Source organism: Candidatus Hydrogenedentota bacterium (assembly GCA_016791475.1).
Classification (GTDB): Bacteria; Hydrogenedentota; Hydrogenedentia; order Hydrogenedentales; family JAEUWI01; genus JAEUWI01.
The window spans coordinates 1-26,800 of sequence record JAEUWI010000021.1 but is presented as its reverse complement, the minus strand read 5'-3'; the positions used below and the strand labels follow the sequence as shown (position 1 = coordinate 26,800).

At 62.9% G+C, this 26,800-nt stretch carries 19 protein-coding genes; 6 read left to right on the top strand and 13 right to left on the bottom strand.

From position 1 onward, the window contains the following. Positions 1-20: 20 nt before the first annotated feature. A complete protein-coding gene (locus tag JNK74_12925; GenBank protein MBL7647082.1) occupies positions 21-407 on the bottom strand; it encodes a hypothetical protein in 387 nt (128 codons plus the stop codon). Between the two features lies 1 nt (position 408). After that, positions 409-1,017, bottom strand: coding sequence for a dephospho-CoA kinase (locus tag JNK74_12920; protein MBL7647081.1), 609 nt, complete (start codon positions 1,015-1,017; stop codon positions 409-411). 176 nt (positions 1,018-1,193) lie between these two features. Between JNK74_12920 and JNK74_12915 the strand changes: the two genes are divergently transcribed. Further along, on the top strand, positions 1,194-1,922 hold the full coding sequence (locus JNK74_12915; GenBank protein ID MBL7647080.1) for a hypothetical protein: 729 nt from the start codon (positions 1,194-1,196) through the stop codon (positions 1,920-1,922). On the opposite strand, the gene JNK74_12910 is transcribed toward JNK74_12915, so the two are convergent. The 4 genes from JNK74_12910 to JNK74_12895 all read right to left on the bottom strand — a co-directional run bounded on the left by JNK74_12910 (position 1,882) and on the right by JNK74_12895 (position 6,189). After that, positions 1,882-4,464: a hypothetical protein gene (locus tag JNK74_12910; GenBank protein ID MBL7647079.1), complete on the bottom strand. Its 2,583-nt coding sequence runs from the start codon at positions 4,462-4,464 to the stop codon at positions 1,882-1,884. The genes JNK74_12915 and JNK74_12910 overlap by 41 nt on opposite strands. A 145-nt stretch (positions 4,465-4,609) precedes the next feature. Continuing rightward, on the bottom strand, positions 4,610-5,098 hold the full coding sequence (gene rimI / locus JNK74_12905; GenBank protein ID MBL7647078.1) for a ribosomal protein S18-alanine N-acetyltransferase: 489 nt from the start codon (positions 5,096-5,098) through the stop codon (positions 4,610-4,612). Positions 5,099-5,112: 14 nt separating this feature from the next. Beyond that, positions 5,113-5,841, bottom strand: coding sequence for a tRNA (adenosine(37)-N6)-threonylcarbamoyltransferase complex dimerization subunit type 1 TsaB (gene tsaB, locus JNK74_12900; GenBank protein MBL7647077.1), 729 nt, complete (start codon positions 5,839-5,841; stop codon positions 5,113-5,115). Between the two features lie 9 nt (positions 5,842-5,850). Beyond that, entirely contained in the window at positions 5,851-6,189 is a 339-nt protein-coding gene (locus tag JNK74_12895; protein ID MBL7647076.1) for an integration host factor subunit beta, read from the bottom strand. A gap of 392 nt (positions 6,190-6,581) precedes the next feature. Between JNK74_12895 and JNK74_12890 the strand changes: the two genes are divergently transcribed. Further along, the gene (locus tag JNK74_12890) at positions 6,582-7,703 is read left to right on the top strand and encodes an aldose 1-epimerase family protein (GenBank protein ID MBL7647075.1); all 1,122 of its coding nucleotides are present in this window, start codon (positions 6,582-6,584) and stop codon (positions 7,701-7,703) included. Positions 7,704-7,759: 56 nt separating this feature from the next. Here the strand turns inward: JNK74_12890 and JNK74_12885 are convergent, their stop codons facing one another. Continuing rightward, positions 7,760-9,706: an alkaline phosphatase family protein gene (locus JNK74_12885; GenBank protein MBL7647074.1), complete on the bottom strand. Its 1,947-nt coding sequence runs from the start codon at positions 9,704-9,706 to the stop codon at positions 7,760-7,762. Positions 9,707-10,095: 389 nt separating this feature from the next. Here JNK74_12885 and JNK74_12880 point away from each other — a divergent pair, with 389 nt between their 5' ends. Further along, entirely contained in the window at positions 10,096-13,245 is a 3,150-nt protein-coding gene (locus JNK74_12880; protein MBL7647073.1) for a hypothetical protein, read from the top strand. 4 nt (positions 13,246-13,249) lie between these two features. Here JNK74_12880 and JNK74_12875 read toward each other — a convergent pair whose 3' ends face one another. From JNK74_12875 to uvrC, 3 genes are all read right to left on the bottom strand, one after another. Continuing rightward, positions 13,250-14,368, bottom strand: a complete 1,119-nt coding sequence (locus JNK74_12875) for a methyltransferase domain-containing protein (protein MBL7647072.1) — start codon at positions 14,366-14,368, stop codon at positions 13,250-13,252. 31 nt (positions 14,369-14,399) lie between these two features. Next, positions 14,400-16,199, bottom strand: a complete 1,800-nt coding sequence (locus tag JNK74_12870) for an alpha/beta fold hydrolase (GenBank protein ID MBL7647071.1) — start codon at positions 16,197-16,199, stop codon at positions 14,400-14,402. Positions 16,200-16,268: 69 nt separating this feature from the next. After that, positions 16,269-18,185 carry an excinuclease ABC subunit UvrC gene (gene uvrC / locus JNK74_12865; protein MBL7647070.1) on the bottom strand — a complete coding sequence of 639 codons (1,917 nt, stop codon included), beginning with the start codon at positions 18,183-18,185 and terminating at the stop codon, positions 16,269-16,271. 127 nt (positions 18,186-18,312) lie between these two features. On the opposite strand from uvrC, the gene JNK74_12860 reads away from it, so the two are divergent. Both JNK74_12860 and thiL read left to right on the top strand, forming a co-directional pair. Further along, positions 18,313-19,197, top strand: a complete 885-nt coding sequence (locus JNK74_12860) for an NAD(P)H-hydrate dehydratase (protein ID MBL7647069.1) — start codon at positions 18,313-18,315, stop codon at positions 19,195-19,197. Beyond that, the gene (gene thiL, locus JNK74_12855) at positions 19,194-20,177 is read left to right on the top strand and encodes a thiamine-phosphate kinase (GenBank protein MBL7647068.1); all 984 of its coding nucleotides are present in this window, start codon (positions 19,194-19,196) and stop codon (positions 20,175-20,177) included. Before JNK74_12860 ends, thiL begins: the two co-directional genes overlap by 4 nt. A gap of 371 nt (positions 20,178-20,548) precedes the next feature. Here thiL and JNK74_12850 read toward each other — a convergent pair whose 3' ends face one another. The 3 genes from JNK74_12850 to JNK74_12840 all read right to left on the bottom strand — a co-directional run bounded on the left by JNK74_12850 (position 20,549) and on the right by JNK74_12840 (position 24,999). Next, positions 20,549-21,130 (bottom strand): thioredoxin family protein, encoded by a 582-nt coding sequence (locus JNK74_12850; GenBank protein ID MBL7647067.1) that lies wholly within the window; start codon positions 21,128-21,130, stop codon positions 20,549-20,551. Between the two features lie 491 nt (positions 21,131-21,621). Next, positions 21,622-22,539, bottom strand: coding sequence for a hypothetical protein (locus tag JNK74_12845; protein MBL7647066.1), 918 nt, complete (start codon positions 22,537-22,539; stop codon positions 21,622-21,624). Positions 22,540-22,590: 51 nt separating this feature from the next. Then, a complete protein-coding gene (locus tag JNK74_12840; protein MBL7647065.1) occupies positions 22,591-24,999 on the bottom strand; it encodes a hypothetical protein in 2,409 nt (802 codons plus the stop codon). Positions 25,000-25,363: 364 nt separating this feature from the next. Here JNK74_12840 and JNK74_12835 point away from each other — a divergent pair, with 364 nt between their 5' ends. Beyond that, positions 25,364-26,701: a protein kinase gene (locus JNK74_12835; protein MBL7647064.1), complete on the top strand. Its 1,338-nt coding sequence runs from the start codon at positions 25,364-25,366 to the stop codon at positions 26,699-26,701. Positions 26,702-26,800 lie beyond the last annotated feature (99 nt).

The window sequence follows — 26,800 nt, the reverse complement described above, 5'->3', positions numbered from 1 at the left end:
GATTCCCGCGAGCGGCGCGCTTAGCGGAGTCGGGTCCCGCCGACCACGCTCATGTGACTGGTGGCGGTGCGCTGGCGCTTTTCTTCCAGGTCCCGCATGAGGCTGGCCGGACTGGAGATAGGCGGCAGGGGCGGCGGCGGTGTTCGGAACAATTCTTCCGCGGCGTCACCCAGTGAATTGACCAGCTCCAACTGGCACCCGAGGCAGAAGTGGGAGTCCTCCATCGCGTCATGCTTTCGGCAACGAACACAGGGCGGCGCTTCAATGATGACTTGCACTTCGGGCTCCGGTTCCGGTGCCGGAGTGTGGCTGTCGGCCAGCGTCCTGGCCTCGGCGCGACAGGCGCGGCACAGGGATTCGCCGGTGCCCGACGCCATCAGTTTTCCACAGCTTTGGCAGTTGGTCATACTACGTGCTCCGGGACAGGGAGATGAGTTCCCTGGCAACATCGTCTATCTGTTCGTGGAGCGACTCAAGGGAGCCGTTGTTTTCCACCACCCAGCGGGCGATGGAACGCTTCGTTTCTGGATCCACCTGGGATGCGATGCGTTGCCGCGCCTGCGTTTCGGTCAAACCGCGCGAAGTCATCAGCCGTCGCACCCGGGTGTCGGTATCACTCAGCACGAGGATCAAGCCTTCAAGCCAGCGCTCCAACGTGCCGCTGTCGCCCAGCAGCGCGGCGTCCACGACGGTCACCGGTCTTCCCGCCTCGGCAAAGGCCCCGCATCGGGAACCGATCTCCTCCGCCAGCAGGGGTTTCATAATCGCATTCAGCGCCGCCAGCGCCGCGGAATCGGAAAAGACCAGGCTGCCCAGTTTTCCTCTATCAATGGTACCACAGGAAAGAACGGACGCGCCGAAATGGGCGAGCACCGCCGCCTCGGCGCGGCCGCCGGGTTCAAGAAGAGCATGCCCCACGCGATCCGCATCCACGACGGCGATATCGTGGGTCTCAAAACGGCGCGCGGCGGTGGACTTTCCCGATCCGGTGCCACCGGTTAAACCTGCGATCAACATGCGACTGGACATCCTCTTAAGATCCCGCGCCTTCGGCGCGAACGCTGCATCCTGAATCAAAATACACCACGGGTAAAGAGGTATGCGAGTTTTGAAGGCGCTGCGCGGCAATACCCCGCCCCCTTGAACCGCGGTGGGTACGCGGAGGACAATAAACCAACCACACGGAGCACAGCATGAATCAGAGCCCCCTGCACACCCCGCTGGTTGGCGTGCCTTCCTGGCCGGAAGCCGCGCCGTTGCTCGCAGGACTGGATGAACGCGGCGATCTGCGCCTGGCCACCATGCCGTTGGAAGCGATCGCCGAAGCGCTGCGCTTGCAGGCCTGCGCGTGCGCGCTGGTGCCGCCTTCCCTGTTGCTCGACGATCCCGCGCTATGCGTTATTCCCGGCGCGGGCCTGGTCGCCGCAGAGGGCTGCACCACGGAGCGCCTCACCACCACGCATGCGCTGGAATCGGTCCGCCGCATCCAGGTGACACCGCAAGCCCGCCACCTGGCGATTTACGTCCAGGTCATTTTCGCGGCGCGGGGACTACCCGCGCCGGAATTCGTTCCCGTGGACAGCGCCGCCCCTGGCGATGCGATGCTCGTAACGGGCGCGGGAGAGCAGCGCCTCTCCGCGGCGGGCTACAACCTGGCCAAACTGTGGCGCACAACAACCGATACGCCGCTGGTGCTGGGCGTATGGGCATGCCAGGGAAACGCTCCGATCCGCCTCCTGCGCACGGTACTGGGCGAAGCCGCGCGGCGGGGAACCGCGGAATATGATCGGGGCGAATCCGGCGTGCTCGGGTATACCTACGAGATTCTGAGCGCGGAGTCCGAATGCCTTCGCGCCCTGCACCGGCTGGCGAGGCAATACGCTATCGCCGGAGCCACCGTGGAATCCATTGCTTTTTGCTAGTCGCACCGGTACCCTCGATGCCAGTTCCGATTAACTGGAGCGAAAATGCGGATGCCGAAAGCTTCGATTCGGGAAAGATATCCACCCGGCACCCCGTGCTTTCGGGAAAGACATTCACGTTGGTCGGCAGGGGGCCGTCTTCCACCTCCAGTCGGCACTGCAAGTCTCCCACGCCTTCGGGCAGGTGCACCCGTATCGAGGTAAGCGCCTGAGGAATATCCATCCGAAATTCGATCAGGCATTGAAGCGCGTCCGCCTGATTGAAGTGGATGGAAACCGCGCCAAACCCGTTTGGTGTGAAGAGCGTCACATGTTTCTTGTGCCCGCGCTCGCGCGAACTGGTCCGGACAACCAGGCGCTTGTCCGCCAGATCGAGACGAACATCGGAAAGGGCCGCAATCAGATACCACAGTGAGAGATCGCTCACGTGGCGCGGGGCGCTCCCCCGCCCGTCCGCCGTGGTTTCCGCCAGGATCTCCGCGATCGGCCCACCGGGCTCGCGCTGGAGCCGGCAGCAGGCGTAGCGGAGCGCGTTGTACGTCTGGACCCCACGCCCTCCATGCCAGGACGAAGCCGGAACCTCCCCATCGCCGCCGGGCCACGAAAGCATGGTCAACCGCCCGTCGTGGCGATTGTGGGCTTCAACGGTTTTCAGCGCCCGCGCCACGTGCCGCGCGGGAAAGAGGCCGTCGAAGCCCAGCAGGTCGGCTATCCAGAAAGGATGCAACTGACCCACGTGGCAGGCGGTGCGCAGCTCCGTCTCGGCAACGAGTCCGGTGGGGGCGTCGGGATATAGCATGTAGTACCCGTGATCGGTGTTCCAGAAATACCGCTCGAAGCTGCGCAGGGCGCGGTCCAGCGCCTGTTTGTAAACCGCGGCCTCGTGGAGCTTTTGCCGACGCGCCATGCCTTCGCCCGCCGCCAGGGCAACAATCCATAAGCCCGCCGTGATCACGTTCAGGCCGCTGGCGAAGGCGCAATCGAGACCGGGTGCCTCTTGTTGAATATCGGGAAAGCCGTCGAAGTCCCTGTCCTGGGCGATCATGGCGGCAAGGACGCTCTGGAGGCGGGGCACAACCCGATTGAGAAAAGGCAGGCTCCCGGTGAAGAGGAAGTTTCGCCAGCTCATGGTGACCAGATGGGCGCAGACCTCCACCTGGGCCGCGCCGGGCGACACAAATTCGCCCCCGCTGAAACCTTCGAGGCCCTCGCTGATGCGAACGCTGCGGTCCGCCTCGCCGCTCACGCGCTGGATCACCCGATCCAGGATGTCGAGTTCAAGCCGTGGGTAGAAGAGCAGCAGCCCCATCGACCAGAACCAGCGATCACGCAAGTAGTTGACGCGCATGTCGTCGGCGCTTTCGAAAATCCCGAAGCCGCCGTTGCGCGCATGCAGGGTATTGGTACTGAGCACTTCGCAACTGGCAAGGAGCCGCTTGACGAAGGCGGCGGGAAGGTCCGCAGAGGCGAGCCGCTGTTGCCAACCGCTGATGGCGGCGAAGTAGTACTTGCTGTTTGTCAGTCCTATGCGCGCGACCGCCCGTGCATCCGGATGGTTGTTCGCATAAAAGTTCCCCTCCTCCACGCCATTGACCACATAGCGGGGGCAGTACCAGGAAAAAACAAACTCCACGCTCCGGGTTTGCCCCGGTTCGAGGCGGAACTGGTTGGAGACCGCCCCACAGCGGGGCACACCGTGGCCCGGCGACGTATCGCCGCCGTAGCCGCCGGGCAGGGCAAAGTCCTTCCAGAAGGCCTCCTCCTCGGCGGGGTCCTCGGGATCCCACACGCGCACCGCCGTGCGCATGCTGGCGTTCCAGGGCGTGGCCACGCAGTACTGGCCATCCTGATTGGAGTCGACGGCGCGCGCATCGCCGAAAACGAGGGCATTGGGTGGCACGTCGCCCGGCCGCACTTCCACCGCCTGCGTGGGCTCAATGTGCCCGGTCCTGGAGGAAAGGCGGCGTTCATTGTCCCCACCCGCCCCCCCCCGCATGCGGTCCCAGTCGGCCTGGGTGATCAGCGTGTCGCGCACGATAATCGCCGGGTTCTCGGGAAATGTGCCGGCGCTTTGCCCGCAGGTGTTCTGCCAGTTCAACAGGGCGCCGATCTCCTGTGCTTCGTCGCTCGAGTTCGTGATCTGTATCCCGAAATAAATAAGGGGCAGGGCGGACGCGTCGTAGTCGTAGGGCACCACAGGCGCAAAGGCGCTCCACACCACCTCCACGGGCGCGCCGGGATCGTGCACGCGGCAATCCACAAGCGGATAGTGGGCGCGAAACCGGAGCCCATCCGGGGGCAGCGCGTGGGTCGAGGGCAGCGTGGGGTCGGCGAGTTGGAGACGCCGCAGGTACGCCCCCCCTCGACCCCGTGCGCAGACCGCCAGAAAGGTGTGGGGCGCCACCGGAATACGGTTGGATTCGGTCCGGTTATTGTTCAGGGTGAGGTTGCGGAAACGGCCGTCGGCACACACTTCCACGGCCCCGGCGCCGAGGGTACCGAGGGGCATGCTTTGCAGATGCTGGGGCTTTGATTCGCTCAAGACGGTAACATTCCACGGTCGCACAATCATCGGACCAGTTCGCGGTCCAGTGCTGCGCCGGTCAAGGGGCCATTATAGGCGCAGCGCGGTGGAGCCACAACCCAATAACCCACCGGACGGCAATACGGCCTTCGTCGCGGGGCCGCTAAACCGCCTCCGCCGTCAGGTGCTTCACCATCACGATGGCGTGCTCCGCGCTGACCGCGTAGTAGTTTTTGCGTATCCCGATTTCCTCGAAGCCCATGTTCCGGTAGAGGCCCCGAGCGGGCGCGTTGGACTCGCGGACTTCCAAGCGGATGGTCTTCCCACCCGCCTCCGCACCCCGCGACTCCAGAAAGGTCATAAAAAGGCGCCCGAGCCCCTGCCCGCGAAGGGCGGGGGCCACCGTGATCTTGGTGATGTGGACTTCGTCCAGGATCATCCAGAATCCCCCATAGGCCACCAGGCGCTCATCGTGAAAGGCGAGATAAAAGTGCGAGGGCCCGTTGCGCATTTCCTGGTGAAACATGCCCTGCGTCCAGGGATCGGGGTACGACGCATGCTCCAGCGCGAGAACCTCGGGCAGATGGTCCTTCTGCAGGCGCACATAGCGAAGGCGGGAAATATCGACGGGGTCCAGGGCCGCTTCATCCATGGGCGGGCCTCCCCTCAGGTCGAGGACTGGACGAGTTTCAGGTCCCGGTTGATTTCGGCCTGGGACTTGCGCAGGTAAACCGGGCTGACCAGCGCGGCGTCGGTACTGGCCCCGGCCGCCTGAAGCGCGAGGGCTTCGAGGGCCACGGCGCTGGCCCGGGGCGCGCTCTGGGCCGGAGCGGGGATGACGGCGCGCTCAAAACGGGCGGAAATCGCGGTCCGGTAAAGATCCGCGCCGTCGCCCATCACCGTAAGGCCCGACGCGTCGAATCCGTCCAGGGACGCCAGGGCATCAAGGAGCACATCGATGGAGCAGGCCCGATCTTCAATCACTTTGACGCGTCTCCCGCCTTCGAAGCGATAGACCGCCGCGAAAACTTCCTTCATGCGCGCATCCAGCACGACGGCGAGATGGGAAGGGGCGGCGCAGGGGCAGAGCCGGGTCATGGCGTCGAGCGTGGGAACGGCGACGAGGGGGAGGTCGTTGGCCAAGGCGAGGCCCTTCCATGTGGCCGCGCCGATCCGCAATCCGGTGAAGGAACCCGGCCCGGAGGCAACGGCGAGGAGTTCGATATCCCGCAGGGCCAGCCCCGCCTCGCCCAGCAGCCAGTCCACCGTGGGGAGGAGTCGCTCGGAGTGAAGCCGTCGTCCATCGATGACGGCCTCTGCGAGAAGGGCGTCGTCCCGGAGGAGGGCCACGCTATTGATAGCCGTGCTGGTTTCCGCAGCGAGAATAAGGGGCATCGCTCGGGCCTAGAAGCTTTCGCGGGAGACCGCGACAGGGACGGTATCTTCCGCGACAAAACCGCCCTCTTCTTCGCCGGCCACCAACTCTTTCATACGCTTTCCGGGGCGAAAGGTGACGACGCGCCGCTCCGGGACGGGAACCTGATCGCCCGTGCGGGGGTTGCGCCCGATGCGGGATGCGCGGGTCTTCACTTCGAAGACACCAAAATCGCGCAGTTCCCAGCGCTGACCACTGGCCAGCGACTGGGAGATGGTGTCGAAGGTCCCTTCAATTATCTTGGACACATCGCTCTGAGTCATGCCCAGTTTATTGGCTACCCGAATTACAAGTTCACGCTTGGTCATGGTCACAGCGGTGAACCCTCCTTCCTGCGATTGGATTGCTTCGGAGCTGTCTCTGAAGATCTGGATGAACGAATGAATAAGCGAGCATTATACGAACTGGGGGCGCCGTTGACAAGTCGTTTAACGGTCCAGCCTTAACGATGCTGGCGGCGATTGCCTACCGCCAGCGGGGCCCATGGGGGGCACGGTCACCGAAAATGCACCTCACCGGATAAAAATTGGTGTAACTGATTATATGACATACAATTATGCCTCTTGTCCGCGCCTTCTGCAAGTTTCTGTGCATCCGAGGCACGCCCCGCATCCGCCGGGCGCGATTTGAAACGACCGGGCGCCGTGCACAAGAATAGGATCGGGCGACAATTCATTTGCTGGAAAAGGACAACAATACGATGAAAATGTATGGAAAAGAGTACTCCGTCAAGGAATTACGGCAGCGCGTGGGCAACATGGATCAGGTGGCCGGGGTACGCATCGTTCAACTGGATGATGGCAACGAGCGACCGACGCGGGCGGCCATCCTGCAAACCGGCACGGGACTGGAAGTTACGGTGCTGCTGGATCGCTGCCTGGACATCGCGTCGGCCTCGTATCAGGGTCAGGCCATGGGCTGGCGATCCACCACGGGCGATGTGGCCCCCCAGTACTATGAGGCGGAAGGCATCCGCTGGCTCCGAAGCTATTTCGGTGGCCTGGTGACCACTTGCGGCCTGAATAATGTGGGCGCGCCGGAGGCGGGAAGCGAACTGACGGGCAACGGACTCCATGGCCGGATTTCAAACACCCCCGCGCGGAACATCAAAGTCACGCAGGAATGGCAGGGTGATGATTATGTAATTTCCGTTACGGGAACGATGCGCCAGACGGCCCTCTTTCACGAGAATCTAACACTGACCCGCACCGTGCGCACGAAACTGGGCGCGAAGTGTTTCTGGATCGACGACGTCATCGAGAATGAGGGCTTCCACGATGCGCCCTATATGTTGCTGTACCACTGCAACGTGGGCTGGCCGGCGGTGGACGCGGGGTCGGAGTTGATCGCCCCGAGCCGCCAGGTGGCTCCCCGCGACGCCATCGCCCAGGACGGCAAGGAAGACTGGTACAGATTCCACGGCCCGGTCCACGGCTATGCGGAGAAGGTGTATTTTCACGACATGACACCGGCGGCCGATGGCACGGTAACCGCTGCTATCATCAATGACGGCTTCGCCCGGGGCAATGGCTTTGGCGTGTATGTGAAATACAACCAGGATGCCCTCCCCCGCTTCACCGAATGGAAGATGCTCGGGGAGCAGGACTACGTGGTGGGCCTGGAGCCCTGCAACTGCGGCGTCTTCGGCAGGAAAGTGGACGAAGATCTCGGCCTGCTGAAGTCCCTGAAGCCCGGCGAGCGCTGCGCAGTGTCGCTGGAACTCGGCGCCATCTCCACCGAAGAAGAAGTGGCCGCCCTGCGGCAGGATAGCAGCCGCGTGAACCCCGCGCTAACAGAAAGCTATCTGGACTTCGTGAAGTAGACCAAGAAAAACCGATCGGTCGGATCCGACGGATCCGGCCGATCGGGTTCTGGCAACTATTTCAGCGACTTGCCCTCATAATCCGCCGGGATCTTTGCCCCGAGGAGGTCCAGGGAGGTCACCCCGAGGTCCAGCAGGGTGGCGCCATCCTTCAGGGGCTTGTTGGAGAAGAGGATTCCGGCGGTAAACTCGGGATCGGAGCTCGCATGCTCCCCGCTCCACTTCGCATCATTCACCTGGAAAAGATCTTTCGGCGCGGCGCCGGCAGAAGAGGCCTTTTCCGTCTGGTAGCCCTCGGCGTAGCCCAGTTGCAGATCGGGAGCATCCGCCGTGGCGGCCCCTTTGGGATCGACGTTGACGGCGACGCTGCGGAATACCTTCTCGCCCGTCTCGGGGTCGCTCACCTCTAGCAACTTCGCGCGAATTTCCTCGATCAACGCGGGTGCTTCGGCGGCACTCACGATACCATTCTTCTCCCGGCCCTGGCGATTGAGAAAGATCATGCCGAGCCCGAGTCCGTAGGCCTTGCTCTTGGACCAGTCGTAGGTATAGCCCTTGGTCGCGCCGTTGTAGAAAAAGCGCGTATCGGTAAAGGCCGTGGCCGCGTCGGGCTGACCGGTGACGGTGAGGTACCCGTTGCGCACCAGCCAAGTATTGACGCTGAAGCCTTTTCGAAAACTGTGGAAACCGTGGTCGGACATGATCATGAGGGTGTCGTCGCCCTGAAGCCGTTCCATGACCTTGCCCACAATGCCGTCCATCTTAATGTAGGTATCCTCCACCGCCCGGCCATATTTCTTGAACAGGGCCTCGGTGTATAGGGGATGCTTCGGATCGCGATAGCCCCAGAACATGTGGGCGACCCGATCCGTAGCGGTCCACGCACCGATGAGCAGATCAAAGTTGCCCGCGTCAATCTCGTCGAGCACGAGTTGCTCCTGCCACGCCATGGTGCGTTTCACATCTTCCAGGAACATCTCTTCGGTCATATCTCCGTGTTCGAGGGCCTTGGTGTCATACTCCCAGCCAACGGTCTTGAAAAGACCGTGCTTCCCGGCCAGCTCCGCGGAATAGGTTTCGGGGCTGCTGATGGGAATGTAGGGTTCCTCCGGGTGCATCTGGAGACATGTCATGTAAAGGCGGACGGTCTGGCCCACTTCCGTGGCGAAGTAGCGGCTGATAGCGCGCACGTTGAAGGCGGGCGACAGGGCGAAATCCCACTCGACCCATTCGCTCCACTCCCCTTCTTTGATCGATGCGGTCTTACCCTGGACCGTGAGCGACACCGACTTCGCCGCCGCGTCGACGCTTACCTCCAAGGGCACGGTGGCAAACGTCTTGTCCGGTTTTCGAATACCGGGTACGGCCACGGTACCTTTGCCGCCGCTGAGCTTCAAAGGCAGGCGCACGCCGCCGGCCACCGACTCTTCGGCGGGAAAGGCGGTGGAAAGGGCGAAATAGGTGCTCTGGGTGCCGCGAATATCCGGCACGTCCAGGCCACAGAGCATACGGCACTCGTCGGAGAGATCATCGGCCGGATAGGCAAAGGGCACCAGAAGGGCCTTCACCTTAAAACCCTGATCGGAGGCCGCCTTCCAGAAGCTGTCGCCCTTGCGAAAGCTCGTATAGCCCGCAGGCTTGCTGGGTTTTCCCGACGCGTCCAAGACGACATCGCTCACCTTGCCGAAACCCGGTGCGGGAATATAGGACTTGGGATCGCGCTTAAGGAAGTCGAAGATACCGTGGTTCAGCGGGGACTTGCAGGTGGCGAAGGAAGACCAGGCGGTGGGCGACTGGGGCGGGTTGCTGGAGCCGAGTGGCTGAAAGGTGCCGGAGTCCTTGAGTTTGGAGAGGTTGGGCAGTTCGCCCGCGTCCATCATGGTGGCGGCCACCCCGGGATCGACCCCGTCGAAACCCAGAATGACGACCCGCCCGGCGGACGCGGAAAGAACGAAGGCGCTAAGGGTGGAAAGCACAAGAAGGCGGTATTTCAGCGAGGTCATCGCGGGGACTCTCCTTTTGGGATTTGCTGCCGGTTGTAGTCTTTGGAAGCCATGGTACACGAGCCCCGCGCCGGGGCTCAATTTGAGGCTGGAGGCTGGAGGCTGGAGGCTGGAGGCTGGAGGCTGGAGGCTGGAGGCTGGAGGCTGGAGGGAGAAGGGTGAAGGATGAAGGGTGAAGGATGAAGGGTGAAGGGTGAAGGCAATAGCTGTTCCAGACCCATACGACCCATAAGACCCATTCCCCTCCAGACTCCAGACTCCAGACTCCAGACTCCAGTCTCCAGACCATTCCCCCAACTTTTCTTGCATAACCTGCTGTCTTATCAGTAAGATCACGGTTTAACCCACCCACAGATCCAGCCCTGACCCGGGCTGCCAGGAAAAATTGAATGAGCTCCCCACGCACCCATGTTTCTCTTGATGGTCAATGGACCTTGGTCTACGATGCGCAACATGCGGGTATGAAGGCGCGCTGGTTCGAGGCGATTCCGGAAAAAGACCTCCGGGAAGTAGCCCTTCCTTCGATGCAGTCGCAGGGTATTGCCGCCCAGGGCGGTGTGGGTTGGTTCTTCAAGTCTTTCGATTTCAATCCTGCCTGGCAGGGGCAATCCGCCGAACTCCAGCTCGAAGCCTCCAACTATCCGCTGGAAGCCTGGCTCAACGGCACCCGCCTCGGCAACCACCCCGGCGGCGGCACGCCCGCACGCTTTCCCGTCTCCGCCCACCTTCGCCCAGGCGCGAATCTGATCGCGGTCCGACTGGTCATGGCGGGTCCCGGAGAGGAGCTCGTCGGCGAGCCCGTCCAACGCTACCCCATGGACTCGCTGGGCGGCGTATCCCTTCACCTCATGCCCAAAGCCCATATCGCGTCGATCTTCGTCCAGCCGGATATCCGCCGCAAGCGCGTGATGGCGCTGGTGGAGGCGCCTTCCGGCTGCACGGTGCGCCTGGCGATTGCCGGCACCGCCTGCGCCGTTGAAGGGGAGCCGGGCGAGTTGATTGTGGAATTTCCCGAATTCACGGCCTGGTCGCCCGAGACCCCGGAGTGCTATACGCTCCGGGCGAGCCTGTTGAACAACGGCGGCGAAGTGGACGCCTGCGAAGTCCGCTTCGGCATGCGCGAGTTCACTGTCAAGGACGAACGATTCTATCTGAACAACCGGCCCTTCTTCGTGAAGTCCGTGAGTTGCCTGCCCCAGTACCCCCAGAGCCTGAGGGCCGACAAGCTTTCGGCGCTGTTGCGTCGCGAACTCGGCCTCGTAAGAGATGGCGGCTTCAACACCATTCGTGTGGAAGGCGGACCGGCCCCGGCGGCCCTGCTCCAACTGGCGGCCGAACTCGGCGTGCTGGTCTTCCAGGAGGTTTGCCCGCCGGATCGCGTGGCGCGTACGTCCGACTGGGAGGGTATGACGGAAGCCCTGGTGACGCGCGATCGCAATGAAACCGCGCTGGTGGCGTGGTGCGGACTGCGCGCGCCGAAACCGGGCCGGGCCCAGGAGCACTGCGGCATCAACGAGGTCCGCGCTCTGGATCCGACCCGTCTGATCCTCTGCGACGCCCCGGGCGACCTGGTGCAGGCCCTGGCCCGCCCCTACCGTGACGTGACGGAACCCTTCGAGTCGCTGGAAACGGTCATGGACGCGCCGGTCACTTCGGTATCAAAAGACTACCTGCGACTCTGTGGCGATCCGGAGCGGCTCAACGTTCAGGGCGCCATCGCGGTGGCCGGAGTCGCCCAGTGGAACGACGGCACGGCGGCCGGCGCGGCCCGGGACGAAGCTTTTGCGACGGGATTCGCCCAGCGCCAGGTGGAGCGGTGCTTTGGCACGATCGAGAAGTATGTCGAGGCGGCGCAGAACCTGCAGAACGACGGGCTGCGCGCGCAACTGGACGCGGTGCGCTGCAACGTAAAAATGATGGGCTACGGCGTGCGCCTGTTGTGCGACGGCCCGGATGCAACACCCTTCGGGCTCGCCGACATGAAACGACACGCGAAGCCGGTGCTGAAGGCATTGAAGCCGGTGCAGCAGGAGGTGCGCCCGGTGGTGCTGATGTACAAGAACAATCTGGTGCCCCGCGAAGAGGTGAGCGTTACCATCCTCCTGATCAATGAAGCGCGCCTGGAGGGCCGGGGCGAACTGTCATTGCAGGTGGTGGGCCCCACCAACCAGGTGCTGTGGAAGAAGAAGCGTCTGGTGAAAATTCCCCGCCACGGACGGGAGCTGTGGACGGGCGATATCGCCGCCTCCGGCTCCACGGGCCCCCACCGTTTCGTGGTGCGTCTCATCCAGGACCGGCGGGTCATCGGCGAGAGTTCGGTGAACCTTCACGTGGTACAGCCCATCAAGGCGGACCAGGTGGAGATCAACGTGCTTGCGGCGCGGGGCGCGCTGCGTTCCGCGTGCGGACGCCTGGCGAAGCTGCACAGCGTACTCGCGCCGGTGCATATTGTTCCTAAACTGGCCAACACGATTCGGGCCTATCCCGCAAACGATCTGCTCCAGGTGCTGGCACAGGTCTACGAAGGCGCGGTCGCCATTGTCTTCGGGCCGCCGGAGGACTGGAATGAACTCGCGGAAATGGTGGACGGCAATCTGCGCATCCAGTCGCGGTGTATCACGCAACGGGGAACCGTCGCGCGACACTATGCGAAGTTGCACCCCGTGTTTGACGGACTGCCCTCGCGCGATCTGATGCAGCAACCCTACCAGAATGTGCTGCCGCTACACGCCTTCGAATCCGAGAGTGACGAGGAGATGTCGGGCGTCCATTGCGCGTTCCCGACGGAAACAGGAGAACCGGGCGGCCATTGGTGGGGGGCCAATTTCGTCGTAAGGCGCCTCGGTGGTGGGCGCGTGGTTTTCACGCACCTGCGCATCCTGGAGCACCTCGGCACCGACCCCGTGGCCGATCGCCTCTTCGTAAACCTGGTGAACCATTTTTCGCGTCGTTCGGTGCCCTCGACGGAGACGGCGGCCGCGGATCAAAAGACTGTGGAGTGGATGAACCAGGAGCGGAACAACACCCTGCGCAAGTGGATGGTCCTGGGCAGTTTCCCAAACTGGAACGGGCTCTCCGGGCACAACGCCGTCCATCCCCCGGAAAAGGAAATCGACTTCGAAGCGACCTACCCCGGCTGGTACCGCGCGATTCACTGGAAGCCGTGGTGGACGCGGGACGTCCAGCGCCACACACTGGATTTCCATGCGGCGCTGGAAGCGGATTCGGGCGCCGGCGAACCGAGCCGCTATGGCACGGCCTACGCCTATGCCGAGTTCAGTTGCGACCGGCGTCAGGAAGTCGCGCTCAATTTCGGCTGGGCCCACGGGCTCAAGGTGTGGCTGAACGGCGCCCTGACCCATGAGAGCGAGGGCCAGGCCAACGTCCGGGGCGACGGCTCGCAGACGGCCCTGGGCTGGGTCAAACAGGGAAAGAACACGCTGCTGGTGAAATGCTCCAAGGGACCGGGGCCCTTCGAGTTGTCCTTCGACCTCGAATCGACGGGCACCGTTCCGATCATCATCACATGGTGGAAGTAGGCGCTCAGGGCTTGTATAGCATACCGTAGCGACCGAAAGACTCCAGCCCCGCGCGCGCCACAATTTCGGGATGGACCACACCGGCGTAGATATAGCCCGGCGAGTCCAGCACCGAGGCAAAATTTCGCAGGAAATGCTCCCGCGCGTCGTCTTTATAATACTGGAAGACATTCGCGCAGACGATGACCTGAAAGCGGTGCTTTCGGGGCGCCTTCTTGATGTCGTGGGGCAAAAAGGTCAGGAATCGCCGGATTTCTTCTCGAAACACGATCCGGTCGCCATCCACGTCCGCATAATGTTCGAAATACGGACGAAACTCCCGCCATTCATCCGGCTTCACCTGGTAGGCCCCCTGGCGGGCCCATTCGATGAGCGTCTCGTTGATGTCCGTGCCCACGACCCGCATGGGACACACGGCGCCCAGCCGTTGAAACAGTCGGTGCAGGTACATGGCGTAAGAATAGGACTCGGCGCCATTGGAACAGCACGCGCTCCAGAGTACAAAAGGGGTTTCGGGCTTTAGTTCGAGGTGCTCGGGAACAATCCACTCCTTAAGGGCCTGAAAAGATTTCGCCTCACGGAAAAAACGGGTCGCGTTGGCGACCACCCCCCGCGCATCACGCTCGCGGAAGACCTGGGTGCTGTCGTCCAGCGAGAGGGCCGCTTTGCCGGGATTGCCCTGGGCCGCGGAGGCCACTTCACGGTACACCTCGGCGCGGCCCGTCGTGACGTCAAAGAAAAGCTGGCGGTAGAAGGCCCCGAGAACATCGCTTTCCTGAAAGTGCATGGCGCGTTTCCGCAACGCCGTCCGCCAGGCCTCCAAGTGCCAGGGATTCTCCTCGCTCCCCCCCACCAGCAGACACTCGATGCGCTCAACCGCCACGTCCGCCCGCGCAAATCGGGTGATGGCGCTCTCCAGGTCGGCCTGCGCCATGGCCTGCGCCTTGAGGCGATTGGACTCGTTAAACAGGAGCGCGCCCAGCGCCCCGGACGGATCCCGGAGCAGCAGCGCGGGATAGCGGCGAATATCGTAGCTCAGGAGTCCCCCGCGCACATGGCAACCGGGACTGCGGTCGGCCTTGGCGCCGAAACGGCACTGGGTAATTTGACTGGCCTTGATCATGGATTCGCCCCGGATTCAAACGCGAAGCGCGCTACTTTTTCGGCTTGGAATCTTTCTTCTTGAAGGCCTCCATGGCGTCGGAAGCATTCGAGAGGGCCTTGAGTACGGATTTGGGCGTTTCTACGGGGCCATCTTTTCCCGGCGTGGGCACGGCCTTGTCGGACTTCTTCACGCGGATAGGCGCGGCTTTTTCAGTTCCGGCTTTGGGCGTGTTGGGCCGGAGTGCGGACAATGCCGCCGATGCCGATGCGAGATCGGGGCCCTTGCCAACCGGCCGAGCGGGTGCGGCTTTCGCAGGCGTTGCAGCCTTCTTGGGTGTGGGCTTGGCCTTCGCGGTGGCTGCCCCATCGCTTTTCGCCGCCGGCTTGACGCTTGCGAGCGGTTTCTTCGCCGCGGGCTTCTTCGCCACCGGTTTCTTCGCCGCAGGCCGCTCGGCAGAAACCGGCTTCCGGGCTGAGGGCTTGTTGGCGGTCGTGCGGGCGTCGTCCCGGCTCGCGGGAGCCTTGCTCGCGGGAGCCTTGCTCGCGGGAGCCTTGCTCGCGGGCGCTTTGCGAACCGGGGCTTTCCTGGGGGCGGGCGCTTCGGCGGCGGGCGGCGCCTCGGAGCGGAGCTCCGGTGCAGCCGGCGCTTCGAGACTACGCTGGAGCGGCATCTGCTGGGCCAGGCGCGCGAAGGAATCTCCCGAAAGAATCTCGGCCCGTTCGGCCGGACGAAGTGGCGCCTGGTATCCCGTGGACACCGGGGGTGCTGCCTGAACCATCTGCTCGCGGGAGGAGTGGCCTTCAAACCATCGGGCAATGGGCCCGAATACTTCACGGGGTCCTTCGAGACCAAAGGCCAGATCGCAATGGTTGTAGTCGCGCTTGCAGCCGAGCTCGCGGGAGGCGATAAGAATCCGCTTATCCGCCGCGGGCAGCGCATCAAAGAAGGCTTTGGCCTTGTCGAGGGGCACGAAGGGGTCCAGGGGCGCGAAGATACTGAACAGCGGAATATCGAGGTGCTTCAGCCCCTCTTGCACATCAAGCCGCCCCTGGTCCATACGCCAGCCCGGCGTCCGGATCCAGGTGATGAGATCGCGCAGCACGCCGGGCAGCGGATCTTCGAGCATGTTGTAGAAATGACCCGTATTGAGGCCCCGGGCGATGTTCCGCAGGTTCATGGGGAAGGCCAGGGGGCTGGAGCGAAACAGAAGCGCAAAGGGAATCAGCCCGCGGGAAACTTCACCGGCCAGCGCGGGGTTGAGCTTGATGAGACGGGCCATCCACGGCGACCGGCCAACGCGAACGCCATCGAATCCGATGGGTGAACCGAGGGTGACGCCGCTGGCGATGGAATCGCCGCCAAACTTGAGCACATAGGCGTAAAGCAGCATACCGCCGAGGGACTGGCCGCAATAGTGGATCTTCGCGTAACCCGTTTCCTGCTGCACGAGTCGGATTGCGGCGGGGATATCGTAGTTCAGCAGATCGTCCGTGGTAATCTGATTGCGATGGCGTTCAAAGGGCGCTTCGGAAGAACGGCAACCCCGCAAGTCGACCGTCCAGCAGTCGAAGCCGCGCTCCACGAGATACTCCACCAGGTTGCCGCCCTTGGGCGAGGTGAAGGTGTGCTGGTTGACGTTGGCCCCGTGGACCAGCAGGACGGGCTGTCCGTTGGTGCGGCCCTTGCGATAGCGGCAAACACGGATTTTCCAGAGATCCTGGGTGGTGAGCTTGTAGACTTCTTCGGTGGCGAGCTTTTCTGGAAAGGTAAGCGCCAGCACGCGCCAATACAGCAACACCAGCGCGATGACGCTGGCGAAAACAGCCACACCAATCAACCATGGAACCATACTTCTCGTCCTTCCAATGCTACGGGGATTCTGCCCCGCCACAGGGGATATCATACCCGATGGGCGTGGTCACTTCACCTCGGGGGCCTCATCCTGGCGCAGGCGCGCGTGGATATCCGCCGCCAGGGCTTCGCTGAAACCGGGGAGCGCGGCTATCTCTTCAATGGTGGCTTCGCGCACCTTCGACATGGAGCCGAGTCTGCTCAAGAGCACTTTGGCGCGCTTTGGCCCGATACCGGGAATCTCCACGAGACGATTGCGCAACGTGGCCTTGCCCCGCTTCTTGCGGTGGTAGGTGATGGCGAAGCGGTGCGCCTCATTGCGGATTCGGGCGGCCAACTGAACCACGGGGCCATTTTGCGGGAGAATTATGGGGTTCATGCGACCGGGCACGAAGAAGCGCTCGGGAGAGCGATCCCCCTCCTCCTGGGTGCGCGATTTCGCAATGCCCGCATGGGGCATGTCCTCGATACCCAGATCCTTGAAGACGGCCGTGGCCATGCCGAGCTGCCCCTTGCCACCGTCAATAAGAACGAAATCGGGCAGGTCATTCTCCTCAATGGCGCGGGTATAGCGGCGCATGAGCACTTCCCGCATGCTGGCAAAGTCGTCCTGGCCGTCCACCGTCTTCATCGAGAAGCGTCGGTAGCGGGCCTTGTCGGGCTGGCCGTGGGTGAAAACCACCATGGAGGCCACCGTGTTGGTGCCCTGGATCGTAGAGATATCGAAGCACTCGATGCGCTCGGGAAGTTTGGGAAGCTTCAGGGCCGTCATCATCTCCTTGAGCGTATCCTGATCAGCGGCTTCAGAAAGGCGCTTTTCCTGGAAGCTCTGCTCGGCATTGCGGTTGGCCATTTCGACCAGGGCTACTTTCTCGCCACGCTGGGGCCAGAGTACCTGGACCTTTCCCCCACGCTGCTCGGTCAGGATCTCGCCCAGCACATCCGCGCTCTCCAGGTCGATGGGAACCAGCACTTCGGAAGGGATAGCCGGGGCTTCGCCGTAGTACTGAAGCACGAAGGAGCCCAGGAGATCGTCGAGGGGCATTTCCTGGCGCTTGAAGGAAACATTGCGACCGCCGAGCATCTTGCCGCCGCGATAGAAAATAATCTGAATCGAGGCGAAGTTGCCCTCGTGATAGATGCCGAATACGTCGCGATCTTCCGCACCCGGCACGGCGACGGTGCGCTGACGCTCCAGCGTGCGGCGAAGATCGAAGAGGCGATCCCGCAGGGTGGCGGCTTTCTCGAACTCCAGCTTCGCCGCGCATTCGTTGATCTGGGCAAGAAGCTGCTCTTCGAGGAGCGCGCTCTTACCTTCGAGGATGAGCAGGACTTGATTCAGAATCTCGTGATACTGATCGCGATTCACATACTTCACACAGGGGGCTACGCACTGCTTCATCTGATAATAAAGGCAGGGGCGGGTGCGGTTGTTCAGCACATTGTCCGAGCAGGTGCGCAGGGGAAAAAGGTGCTGCAACTGGCGCAGGGTGTTCCGCACGGAAGAGGCGCTGTGGTACGGACCGAAATAGCGCGCACCATCCTTCTTATAGCGACGCACCACGGTAATCCGGGGAAAATCCTGGCGCGTGTCAATCCGGAGACTTATGAAAGTCTTGTCATCCTTGAGCTGCACATTGTAACGCGGGCGATGCTGCTTGATCAGGCTGTTTTCCAGAAGCAGGGCCTCTTTCTCCGTGGCCGTGACCAGGAACTGGATACGGGACACTCGGCGCATGAGAAACTTCACGCTGTAGCGCGAATCACTGGCGTTGATATACGAACGAATGCGCGCACGAAGGCTCTTGGCTTTGCCCACGTAAATGGGCTTCCCCTTCGCGTCTTCCATGATGTAACAGCCCGGCTCTGTCGGAACCGTGCTGGTATCAAAGTTCGCAACAAATACGTCGGGCGAGGCATCGGGGGATTCAGTCTGGATCTCGATAGCGCTGGTGCTGCGCACAATTTCAGGAGAGGTGCTCATAACCGAGATTCTAGCACACGACCCACGACCCATAAGACCCATAAGACCCAAAATGCTCATTCCCCCGCCCGCGCCACTTGAACCCCACCCCCACGCCCGCTACGATACGCAATAGAGGAGTCCAACCATGTCCAACGCCATCACCCGCACTATCGCCGCCAGGCTGCTTCCACCGCGCCCGCAGGACGGACACAAGGGCAGTTTCGGCCATGTCTTCGTTATTGCCGGATCGCGGGGCTTCTCCGGTGCGGTGCGGCTGGCCTGTGAATCGGCTGGGCGCTCCGGCTGTGGCCTGGTCACGGCGGGCGTCCCCGCGTCGCTGGCGGATATGGCGGCGATCACGCTGCTGGAGTCCATGAGCATGGCCCTGCCCGAAACACCGGACCACACCATCTCTTCCTCGGCTATCGAGTCGGCCCTGACCTTCGCCGCCACGAAGAGCGCGGCGGTGGTGGGTCCGGGAATTTCGACCCATCCGGGGACCTGGGCTTTTGTTCATGGCTTCGTGGCGCAGTGCGCGCCGCCGCTTGTGGTGGACGCCGACGGACTGAACATCATCGCCGAGGATTTGGCCCCGCTGAGCGACCGGGAGACCTGCACGACGATACTGACGCCCCACCCCGGCGAAATGGCGCGCCTGGCCCGGATCTCGTCGCAGGAAGTACAGGAGAATCGTGCGTCTATCGCCCGGCAGCTTGCTTCGGCCACGCAGGCGATCGTGGTGCTCAAGGGGCACGAGACGGTGGTGGCCCACCCGGATGGCACGGTCGCAATAAACACCACGGGCAATCACGGCATGGCCACCGGCGGGACGGGCGATGTGCTCGCGGGCCTTCTCGGCGGCTTGCTGGCCCAGGGCATGAGCGCCTGGGATGCCGCGCGCCTCGGGGTGTGGCTTCATGGTTACGCGGGTGACTGCGCCGCTTCCCAGTTCACCGCGCGGGCCATGCTCGCGCGGGATCTGCTCGCCTGTATCCCCCACGCCTTTGGCGCGCTGGAGACGGTGGGATGACGGAAGGGCTGCGCCAGCTTGGTGAATTTGGACTGATTTCGCGCTTGACGGGTGAACTCCATCCCCGCGGGTCGCTTCGCCTGGGAATCGGTGACGACTGTGCCGAGGTCGAGGTGGGCGATACAGCCCTCCTGCTCACCTGCGACGCGTCACTGGAAGGCGTTCACTTTCACCGCGACTGGGGAACACCCGAGGATCTTGGCTGGAAGGCGGCGGTCTCGGCCCTGAGCGACATCGCGGCCATGGGCGGCCGCGCCAATTTCCTTCTGGTAACCCTGGCCCTGCCGGATGATCTGGACGTGAGCTGGGTGGAAGGGGCTTACAGGGGCATACGCGATGCCGCGGATTTCGCCGGTGCCCAAATCGTGGGCGGCGACACCACCGCTTCCCGTTCGGGCGTGGTTCTCGATTTCAGTGTCGTTGGCGAGGTGGTCGGGCGTGCGGTGCGACGCGACGGCGCGAAGCCCGGCGACCTGCTCGCCATGACAGGCGGCATCGGGGCGCGCGGGGCGGGTCTTCACGCCCTTCTTCACAACGTTGAAGCTCCCGAACTCATAGCGGAGTATCTCCGCCCCTTCCCCCGACTCGTGGAGGGCCGATGGCTGCAATCCCAGGACGCGGTTCACGCGATGATGGATGTTTCCGATGGGCTTCTGCCCGATACGCGCCATATCGCGCGGTCCAGCGGCGTGGGGCTCCACTTGTACGGCGATCGCCTTCCGGCGCACGCTGCGGTGGATCGCTTCTGGACCGATCTCGGCGAAAATTCCGCAGAAAAGCGACTCCGAAGTGGCGAGGAATACGAACTGCTCATCGCCGTTGAGCGGGGAGAGGCCGCCGCCCTGCGCGAGACCTTTCTCCACACCTTCGAGGTGCCCCTGACCTTCGTGGGCGAATGCACCGATGGGCATGAGGGCGTGATGGTCGATGGCAAGCCCGCACACGATGGGGGTTTCGAGCACTTCAGACCGCCGCGCTGACAGCGCACACCAGGGCTTTCACATCAGACGGTCTGGCGATAATTTTGCCGGCTCACGCGCTCAAGGAAAGCCGGACCCAGAATTCTGGGCGGATTTGCGCCGATGAAACCTGTCTGACCGACCGATGCCGAAAGAGCTCGACATCGAAAAAAAACCAGATCCCCCCCGGCTCCCGGGCACCTCTGTCTGCCTTCCGTTTGCCAGTCCGTCTTCACGTTGTCAGTGTCCGTGCTACCCGTGTAATCCGTGGTCAACTTCCCTTCTGATTATTTTGACCACGGATTACACGGATGTGAAGAAAAGCTAAAATACTTCTTGCGATCTCTGCGCTCTCTTGCCACCCCGCTCCGCCCCCGTAGCGACTCCGGCATCTACGTCTCCTGATACTCCGGCACATTCCCCGTCTTCCATTTGATGTTGCAGCCGATGCTGGGCTTCTGACCGTCGGGCGGGGGATCCCCCGCGAGGAGATGATCGACAGCAGTCTTCAAATCGTTGCCGGTGACTTCGATCCCGTTTCCCGGTCGGGCGTCGTCGAACTGGCCACGGTAATAGAGGCGACGCGAACCGTCAAAGAGAAAGAAATCCGGGGTGCAGGCCGCGCGATAGGCCTTGGCAGTCTCCTGCGTGGCGTCGTAGAGGTAGGGGAAGGTATAGCCCTGCGCAATGATTTCGTCCATCATCTTCTCGGGACGGTCGTCTGGATAGTTTTCCACGTCATTCGAATTGATGGCCACGACACTGATGCACTGATCTTGAAAGATCCGCCCGAGGCGGGCGAGCGTGGGCGCAATCAGTTTTACATAGGGGCAGTGATTGCAGATAAACATCACCAGCAGACCACGCTCTTCGTTGAAGTCCGTGAAGTGCATCACACGCCCCGTCGCATCGGGCAGGTTGAAGGGCGTCGCGGGCGTGCCGAGAGGCAGCATGGTGGAAGGGGTACGTGCCATGGAACTCCTTTGAAGGCTGAAGGCTGAAGGCTGAAGGGTGAAGGGTGAAGGGTGAAGGCTGAAGGCTGAAGGGTGAAGTGTGAAGGGTGAAGGGTGAAGGGTGAAGGGTGAAGGGTGAAGGGTGAAGGGTGAAGGATGAAGGATGAAGGGTGAAGGATGAAGGATGAAGGATGAAGGGTGAAGGATGAAGGATGAAGGGTGAAGGATGAAGGGTGAAGGATGAAGGGTGAAGGGTGAAGGGTGAAGGGTGAAGGATGAAGGATGAAGGATGAAGGGTGAAGGATGAAGGATGAAGGATGAAGGATGAAGGATGAAGGCTGAAGGATAAATCTGAGAATCTGGACCAGGACTACAGCGTATTGTCAATTGTCAATTGTCAATTGTCAATTGTCAACTGTCAACTGTCAACTGAAAAGGCCCCGCGGCAATGTTGTCCTCGCCGCGGGGCGCTCAGCGGAAACCTGCGCCTGAGCGCAGGGGAAGAGGGCGACTTACTTGACCGACTTCCGCTCCACCGCCGACTTCTTGCTGTAGGCCGCGTTGTACGCATTCACCCGATCCAGCCAGGTGGACTCGAGGGTCAGGGTGTAGTCGCTCCGCGGCGAAGTGGCTGGGTTCACGTTCAGTTCCTGCTGCACTTCGGTGATCAACGGGCGATAACTGAGCTCGGGGAGCTCGGCTTGCTTTGCCAGCGCTTTCGAACCGGCGCCACGAATCGCAGGCGTGAACTCACGGCCCTTGCGGGGCGCCCGAATGGCCTTCACGAGGTCATGGGGGTTCGTGCCGTACTGATAAAGCTCCACGGGGCCGAATTCACCGGTGCCCAAATCGAGATCCTCAAAGTAGATGTCGTTCGGATTGCCGTTGGCGTCCACATCCTGATACCAGAGCAGGGCGTCGAGCCAATCATAGGCGAGTCCGTCGATGTAATCGCTGGCGCCGAGTATGCGCCCTTCGGAGAAGCCGTCGTTGTAGCCGTCGCTGAAGCCGCCGTCGAGCCATTCCACATGCTCATCCGCGATCAGAAAAGCGCGCCAGTCGGAATTGAAGGCCACGTCGTAGCCCTCGCTGAAGCCGATGGCGAAGGCGTAATCATAGGCCACGAAGTAACCGTCGTTGTAGGCGTACCAGGTTCCGTCGTAGTACCCGGCGTCGTACGATATCTCGTCGAGCACGGGGATCAGATCGCCGGAGTAGTAAATCTCGCCGCCGTCGACGGTGTCATAGCTGTCATCGAAGCCCTGCCAGTATTCATCGTCCTGCGCGAAGCCGACGACGAAGCCGGCGTCGTACTCGGCCTGATCCGTGCCACCGCCGGGGTAGTAGGGGCAGCCGCCCAGGAAGAGCGCCGCGGGAAAGGCGAGCGCCGACAGCACTATCGATTTGATCTGCTTAAGTTGCGTTTTCATGTCCATCACTCCTTGAGTGTTGAAATTGGCTTCGAATCCATTCGACGCCGGTCAGCGGCCACGTCCGCCGCTTTCGCGGCCACCGCTTTCACGGCCGCCGGATGAGCGGCCGCTGCTTTCGCTCCGGCCGCTGTCCACACGGGGCGACTGGAAGCTGGGGGCGCTGTCGTTGCCGCGCGTCGGGGCCTGATAGCTCCGTTCGCTGGCGCGGGGCGCTTCCTGAGGGATGGCCCGGGGCTGTATGTCTTCCCGGGGCGTAACGGGTGAACGGTTGATGGGCGTCGAGCGGTTGTTGTCCGGCACCTGGACGCGGGGCTGCTGGCTCCGCACCGGCTCGGAGTAACGGGGCTGGCGCTCATTCGACACGCTGGGCGCGCTGCGCTCGGGCGCTACCGTGCGGCTCGGGGGCGTGTAGCTCTCGCGCGGCTGGGTCCGCTCACGGGTCGTGGGCGTGGCCGTGCGCACGCTGGGACTGCGCTCCACGAAGCCTTCGCTGCTGCGCGGCGTGGTGGTGCGGCCCGGCGCGGTATCTATCCGGGGCACCGAGGTGCGGGTCGGCGTGCGATCGGGCTCAACCGTGGTGCGGGTGCCGCGGGTCGCGCTGCCTGATTCCGTCTGGGGGACGCGGGTGCGCGTGGCGGGCGCGTCATCGGAACGGTCCGGGGTCACCGTCGGGCCGGATTCCGGCACACGGGTCCGGGTGGGCGCGGTGCGCTGGGTCCGAATCGGTGTCGAGCCGAAACCGGGGTCGATGTCGGTGCGGGCCGTGCGGGAGCGCTCCACAGTGCCGCCCTCGTTGTTTCCGCCGCGGTCAACGCCGCGCGCGGGGGTGCTGGTGCGCGGGGATGTGCTGGTGCGCGGCGATTCGCTGTTGCGGGGCTCAGCGGCCTGGGTGCGGGTGCCGTTCTGCCGATCCCGGGTATTGGAAACGGTTACGGCTTCGCCGTCCCGCGAACCACGCTCGCGGGTATTGGACGCGACGATGGGCTTGCTCCGGGAGGCCCGGGTATAGTCGGGCGCCTGCTGGTCGATCCGCACATTGCGGGTGCGGCTGCCGGCGTCTATCCGAGTGACATCGGTCCGGGAGAATTCGCCACCGGTGCGTGTGGTCCGGCTGAAGGACTCGCGGCCGGACACGGATTCCAGGCTGCGGGCACGCTCACCGGCGGAACGTCCGGAGGTGTAGAGGGTTTCCGCGCCGCGAATCTGTCGGCGGGGCGTATAATCGCGAACGGTGGTCACGGAGTCGTTGTAGGGGACGCGAACATGGGGGCGGCGTCCGCCGGTGTTGATGTTCCAGATGTTGATGGTGATGTCGGGGTTGTCGCAGTAGCGACGGAAGGGGTCGTTGTTCGTGTAGTACACGTAGGACGGTCCCATGTACAGACTGTCCACGTGGCAGTAGGAGGTGCCCAGGTAACCGAAGGCCACGCCGCCGACGCTGAAGTACGCCGAGGTGCTGGGGTACACGGGGCGGTAGTAGCGGTTCACCGGTGCCCATACGAAGTAGTCGCCATACTGCACGGTGGCGCACCAGGCGGGGCTCCACTGGGGGCGATAGCTCCAGACCCAGCCGTAGGTCCGGTGATAGTCCCAGTAGCCATAGTGGGAAGTGACGTAGCAGAAGGGGTAATTGCCCACCCACACGTTGCCCACGTTGCCCACATAGTTCCAATAGCCGTTGTGGTACGGGGTATAGTCTACAACGACGGTCGGACGCCAGCAGGGGGTGTTGTCGATGTACACCCACTCGCCGTAGCGGTCAAGATCGCTTACGCCGATGGTGTCGTTGCTGATGGGCACGGAGGCCGGCGTGTTGCTGCCGCCCGTGGCCAGAAACTCGGCACGTTCGCGGTTCCACTGATCGAAGGCGTCTTCTTCGGTCCGGTCAAAGGGTGTGGGCTCGGAGGGGAGCAGCCCCGCTTCGACAAAGACGCGACGACCCGCATGGGCTTCGACCTGGCCGCCCGCTTCCGTGCGGATCGTGGCCCGGCCCCAGCGCGTGGAGACGGTGGTGACGCCTTCGTTCACGATATCGATGCGGACCGCGGCGTCGTTGTCGATCTCAATGATCGCGGCGGGCGTGTAGAAAACCATGGAACCGGAACTCCGGCTCAGGCGCTGCACGTAAAACGAGCCTATCCAGCCGCGCAGGGTGGCGTTCGGGGGCACGTCCACGACTTCCGCCTTGCTGCCGTCGGCCATGCGCAGGAAAGTCCCGCCGGAAAACTCCACCTCGGAGGTGCCGCCGTTGTCCACCCAGAGGGTATCGCCGGTAAGGACAAGAGTATTGACCGAAGCCGTGCTCCAGTCGCTCTCCTGTCCCCCTTTGATCAGGGTGCCGCCCGCGTCGAAACTGACGCGACCGTGGAGGACGCCCTCCGCACCCGCCGCCAGGGGATACAGGGCGGCAAGCGCGAGGAAACTCGCGATTCGCTTGGTTGTGTTTTGAATGTTCATGGCTGTTGTCCTTTCACCGCATGCCTTGCGTCTACCCTAATGGACGCAGTCTGGCGCGGACTATTCAATCGACACCTTTGGTTTCACCTGATGGCTAAATTCCGGGCGGGCCCCCATGCGAGTCATTCTCGCCAGAATCTCTGGAATCCCTGGAAAGCGTAAGCTGTTTAAATTGAACAAATTGGCGCGATTCGCCCGCAGGTGTTCAATTTCAGCACGTTCTGGCACTTTCGATAGCACCCTGTTACAATGGGACGCCTCAGGGAAGGAGTTCAGGATGGTCCGCTGTCCAAGTTGCTACACAGAGTCGCCCGACGATACCACATTGTGTCCCGTATGCCAGAATGCCTTTGCCGGACACCTTATGATGGACCGTTTTCGGCTGGTGGAGCGGCTCGGCCGGGGCGGCCTGGGATCGGTGTGGCTGGCGGAAGATATACAACTCAACAACGAACCCGTTGCACTTAAAATCCTGAAGCCAGAGCTCTACGATGACCACCGGGCCGTTTCCGACCTCAAACGGGAAGTCCTGCTGACCCGGCGCCTGCGCCACCCGAATATCCTGGGGGTCTACACCTTCTGGGAAACCGAGGCCAACCGCCTCATCACCATGGAATACATCGACGGCAGCAATCTCTCCGAACTGCTCTATGGCCAGCGGCGGCCCTTTGCCCCTGGAGTGATAGTGCCGTGGATTCAGCAGCTCGGGGAGGCCCTGGACTATGCCCACGGCGAGGGTATCCTCCACCGTGACGTCAAACCGGCCAATATCATGGTCGACGAGCAGAACCGGGTCCTGCTTTCGGATTTTGGCATCGCCCGCACCGCCCGCGAGGTGCAGGCGCGCCTGTCCGGAGAATTAACCAGCGGCACCCTGCTCTATGTGAGCCCCGAGCAGCTCATGGGTGAGCGCCTCGACGGCCGCAGCGACCTCTACAGCCTCGCGGCCACCTTCTACGAAATGCTGGCCGGACGTCCCCCCTTCGTCTCCGGCTCCATCATCACCCAGATCCAGTTGAAGCCCGCACCGCCCGTGAACGGGCTGCCCGATCCCATCAATGAGGTGCTTCTGAAGGGGCTGGCCAAAGACCCGAACCGGCGCTACGAAACCTGCGGCGCCTTCTGCCAGGCCCTGATCGATGCGATCGCCGTCTCGGAAGAAGTGGAACAACCCGTCCAGGCGGAATTGTTCAGCGCGCTGGACGAGGCCTGCGCCGAAAGCGTGCGCGAGGCCACCGTCGCCCTGGACCGGCAAGACACCGCCGCCCTGAAGATGCGCCTCGGCATGCTGCTCATCGAAGACGGCCTGCTGACGGAGGACCAGCTCGTGCAGTCGCTGGAGATCCAGAAAGTGGAAGGCGGCCGGCTCGGCGAGATCCTCATGGCCCACCTGGGCCTGGGCGAGGGAGAAATCGCCCGCACCCTGAGTCGCCAGATACAACTCCCCCTGCTCGCCCCCCTGCCCATGGAAGAGATCGACCCCGAAGTCGCCTGGACCATCACCGCCGGCCTCGCCCGCAACCGCGGCTGCCTGCCCCTGAAACACGCCCGCGGCGCCGTGATGGTCGCCATGGCCGACCCCCTCGACCTGCGCACCATCAACGAACTCGAAACCACCTTCGGCGCCACCGTCCACCCCCTCATCACCACCCCCACCGCCCTCGAAGCCGCCATCAGCCAGCTCTGGCCAGCGGAAGCCTAGGCTGGAGGCTTTAGGCTGGAGGCTGGAGTCTGGAGTCTGGAGTCTGGAGTCTGGAGTCTGGAGTCTGGAGTCTGGAGTCTGGAGTCTGGAGTCTGGAGT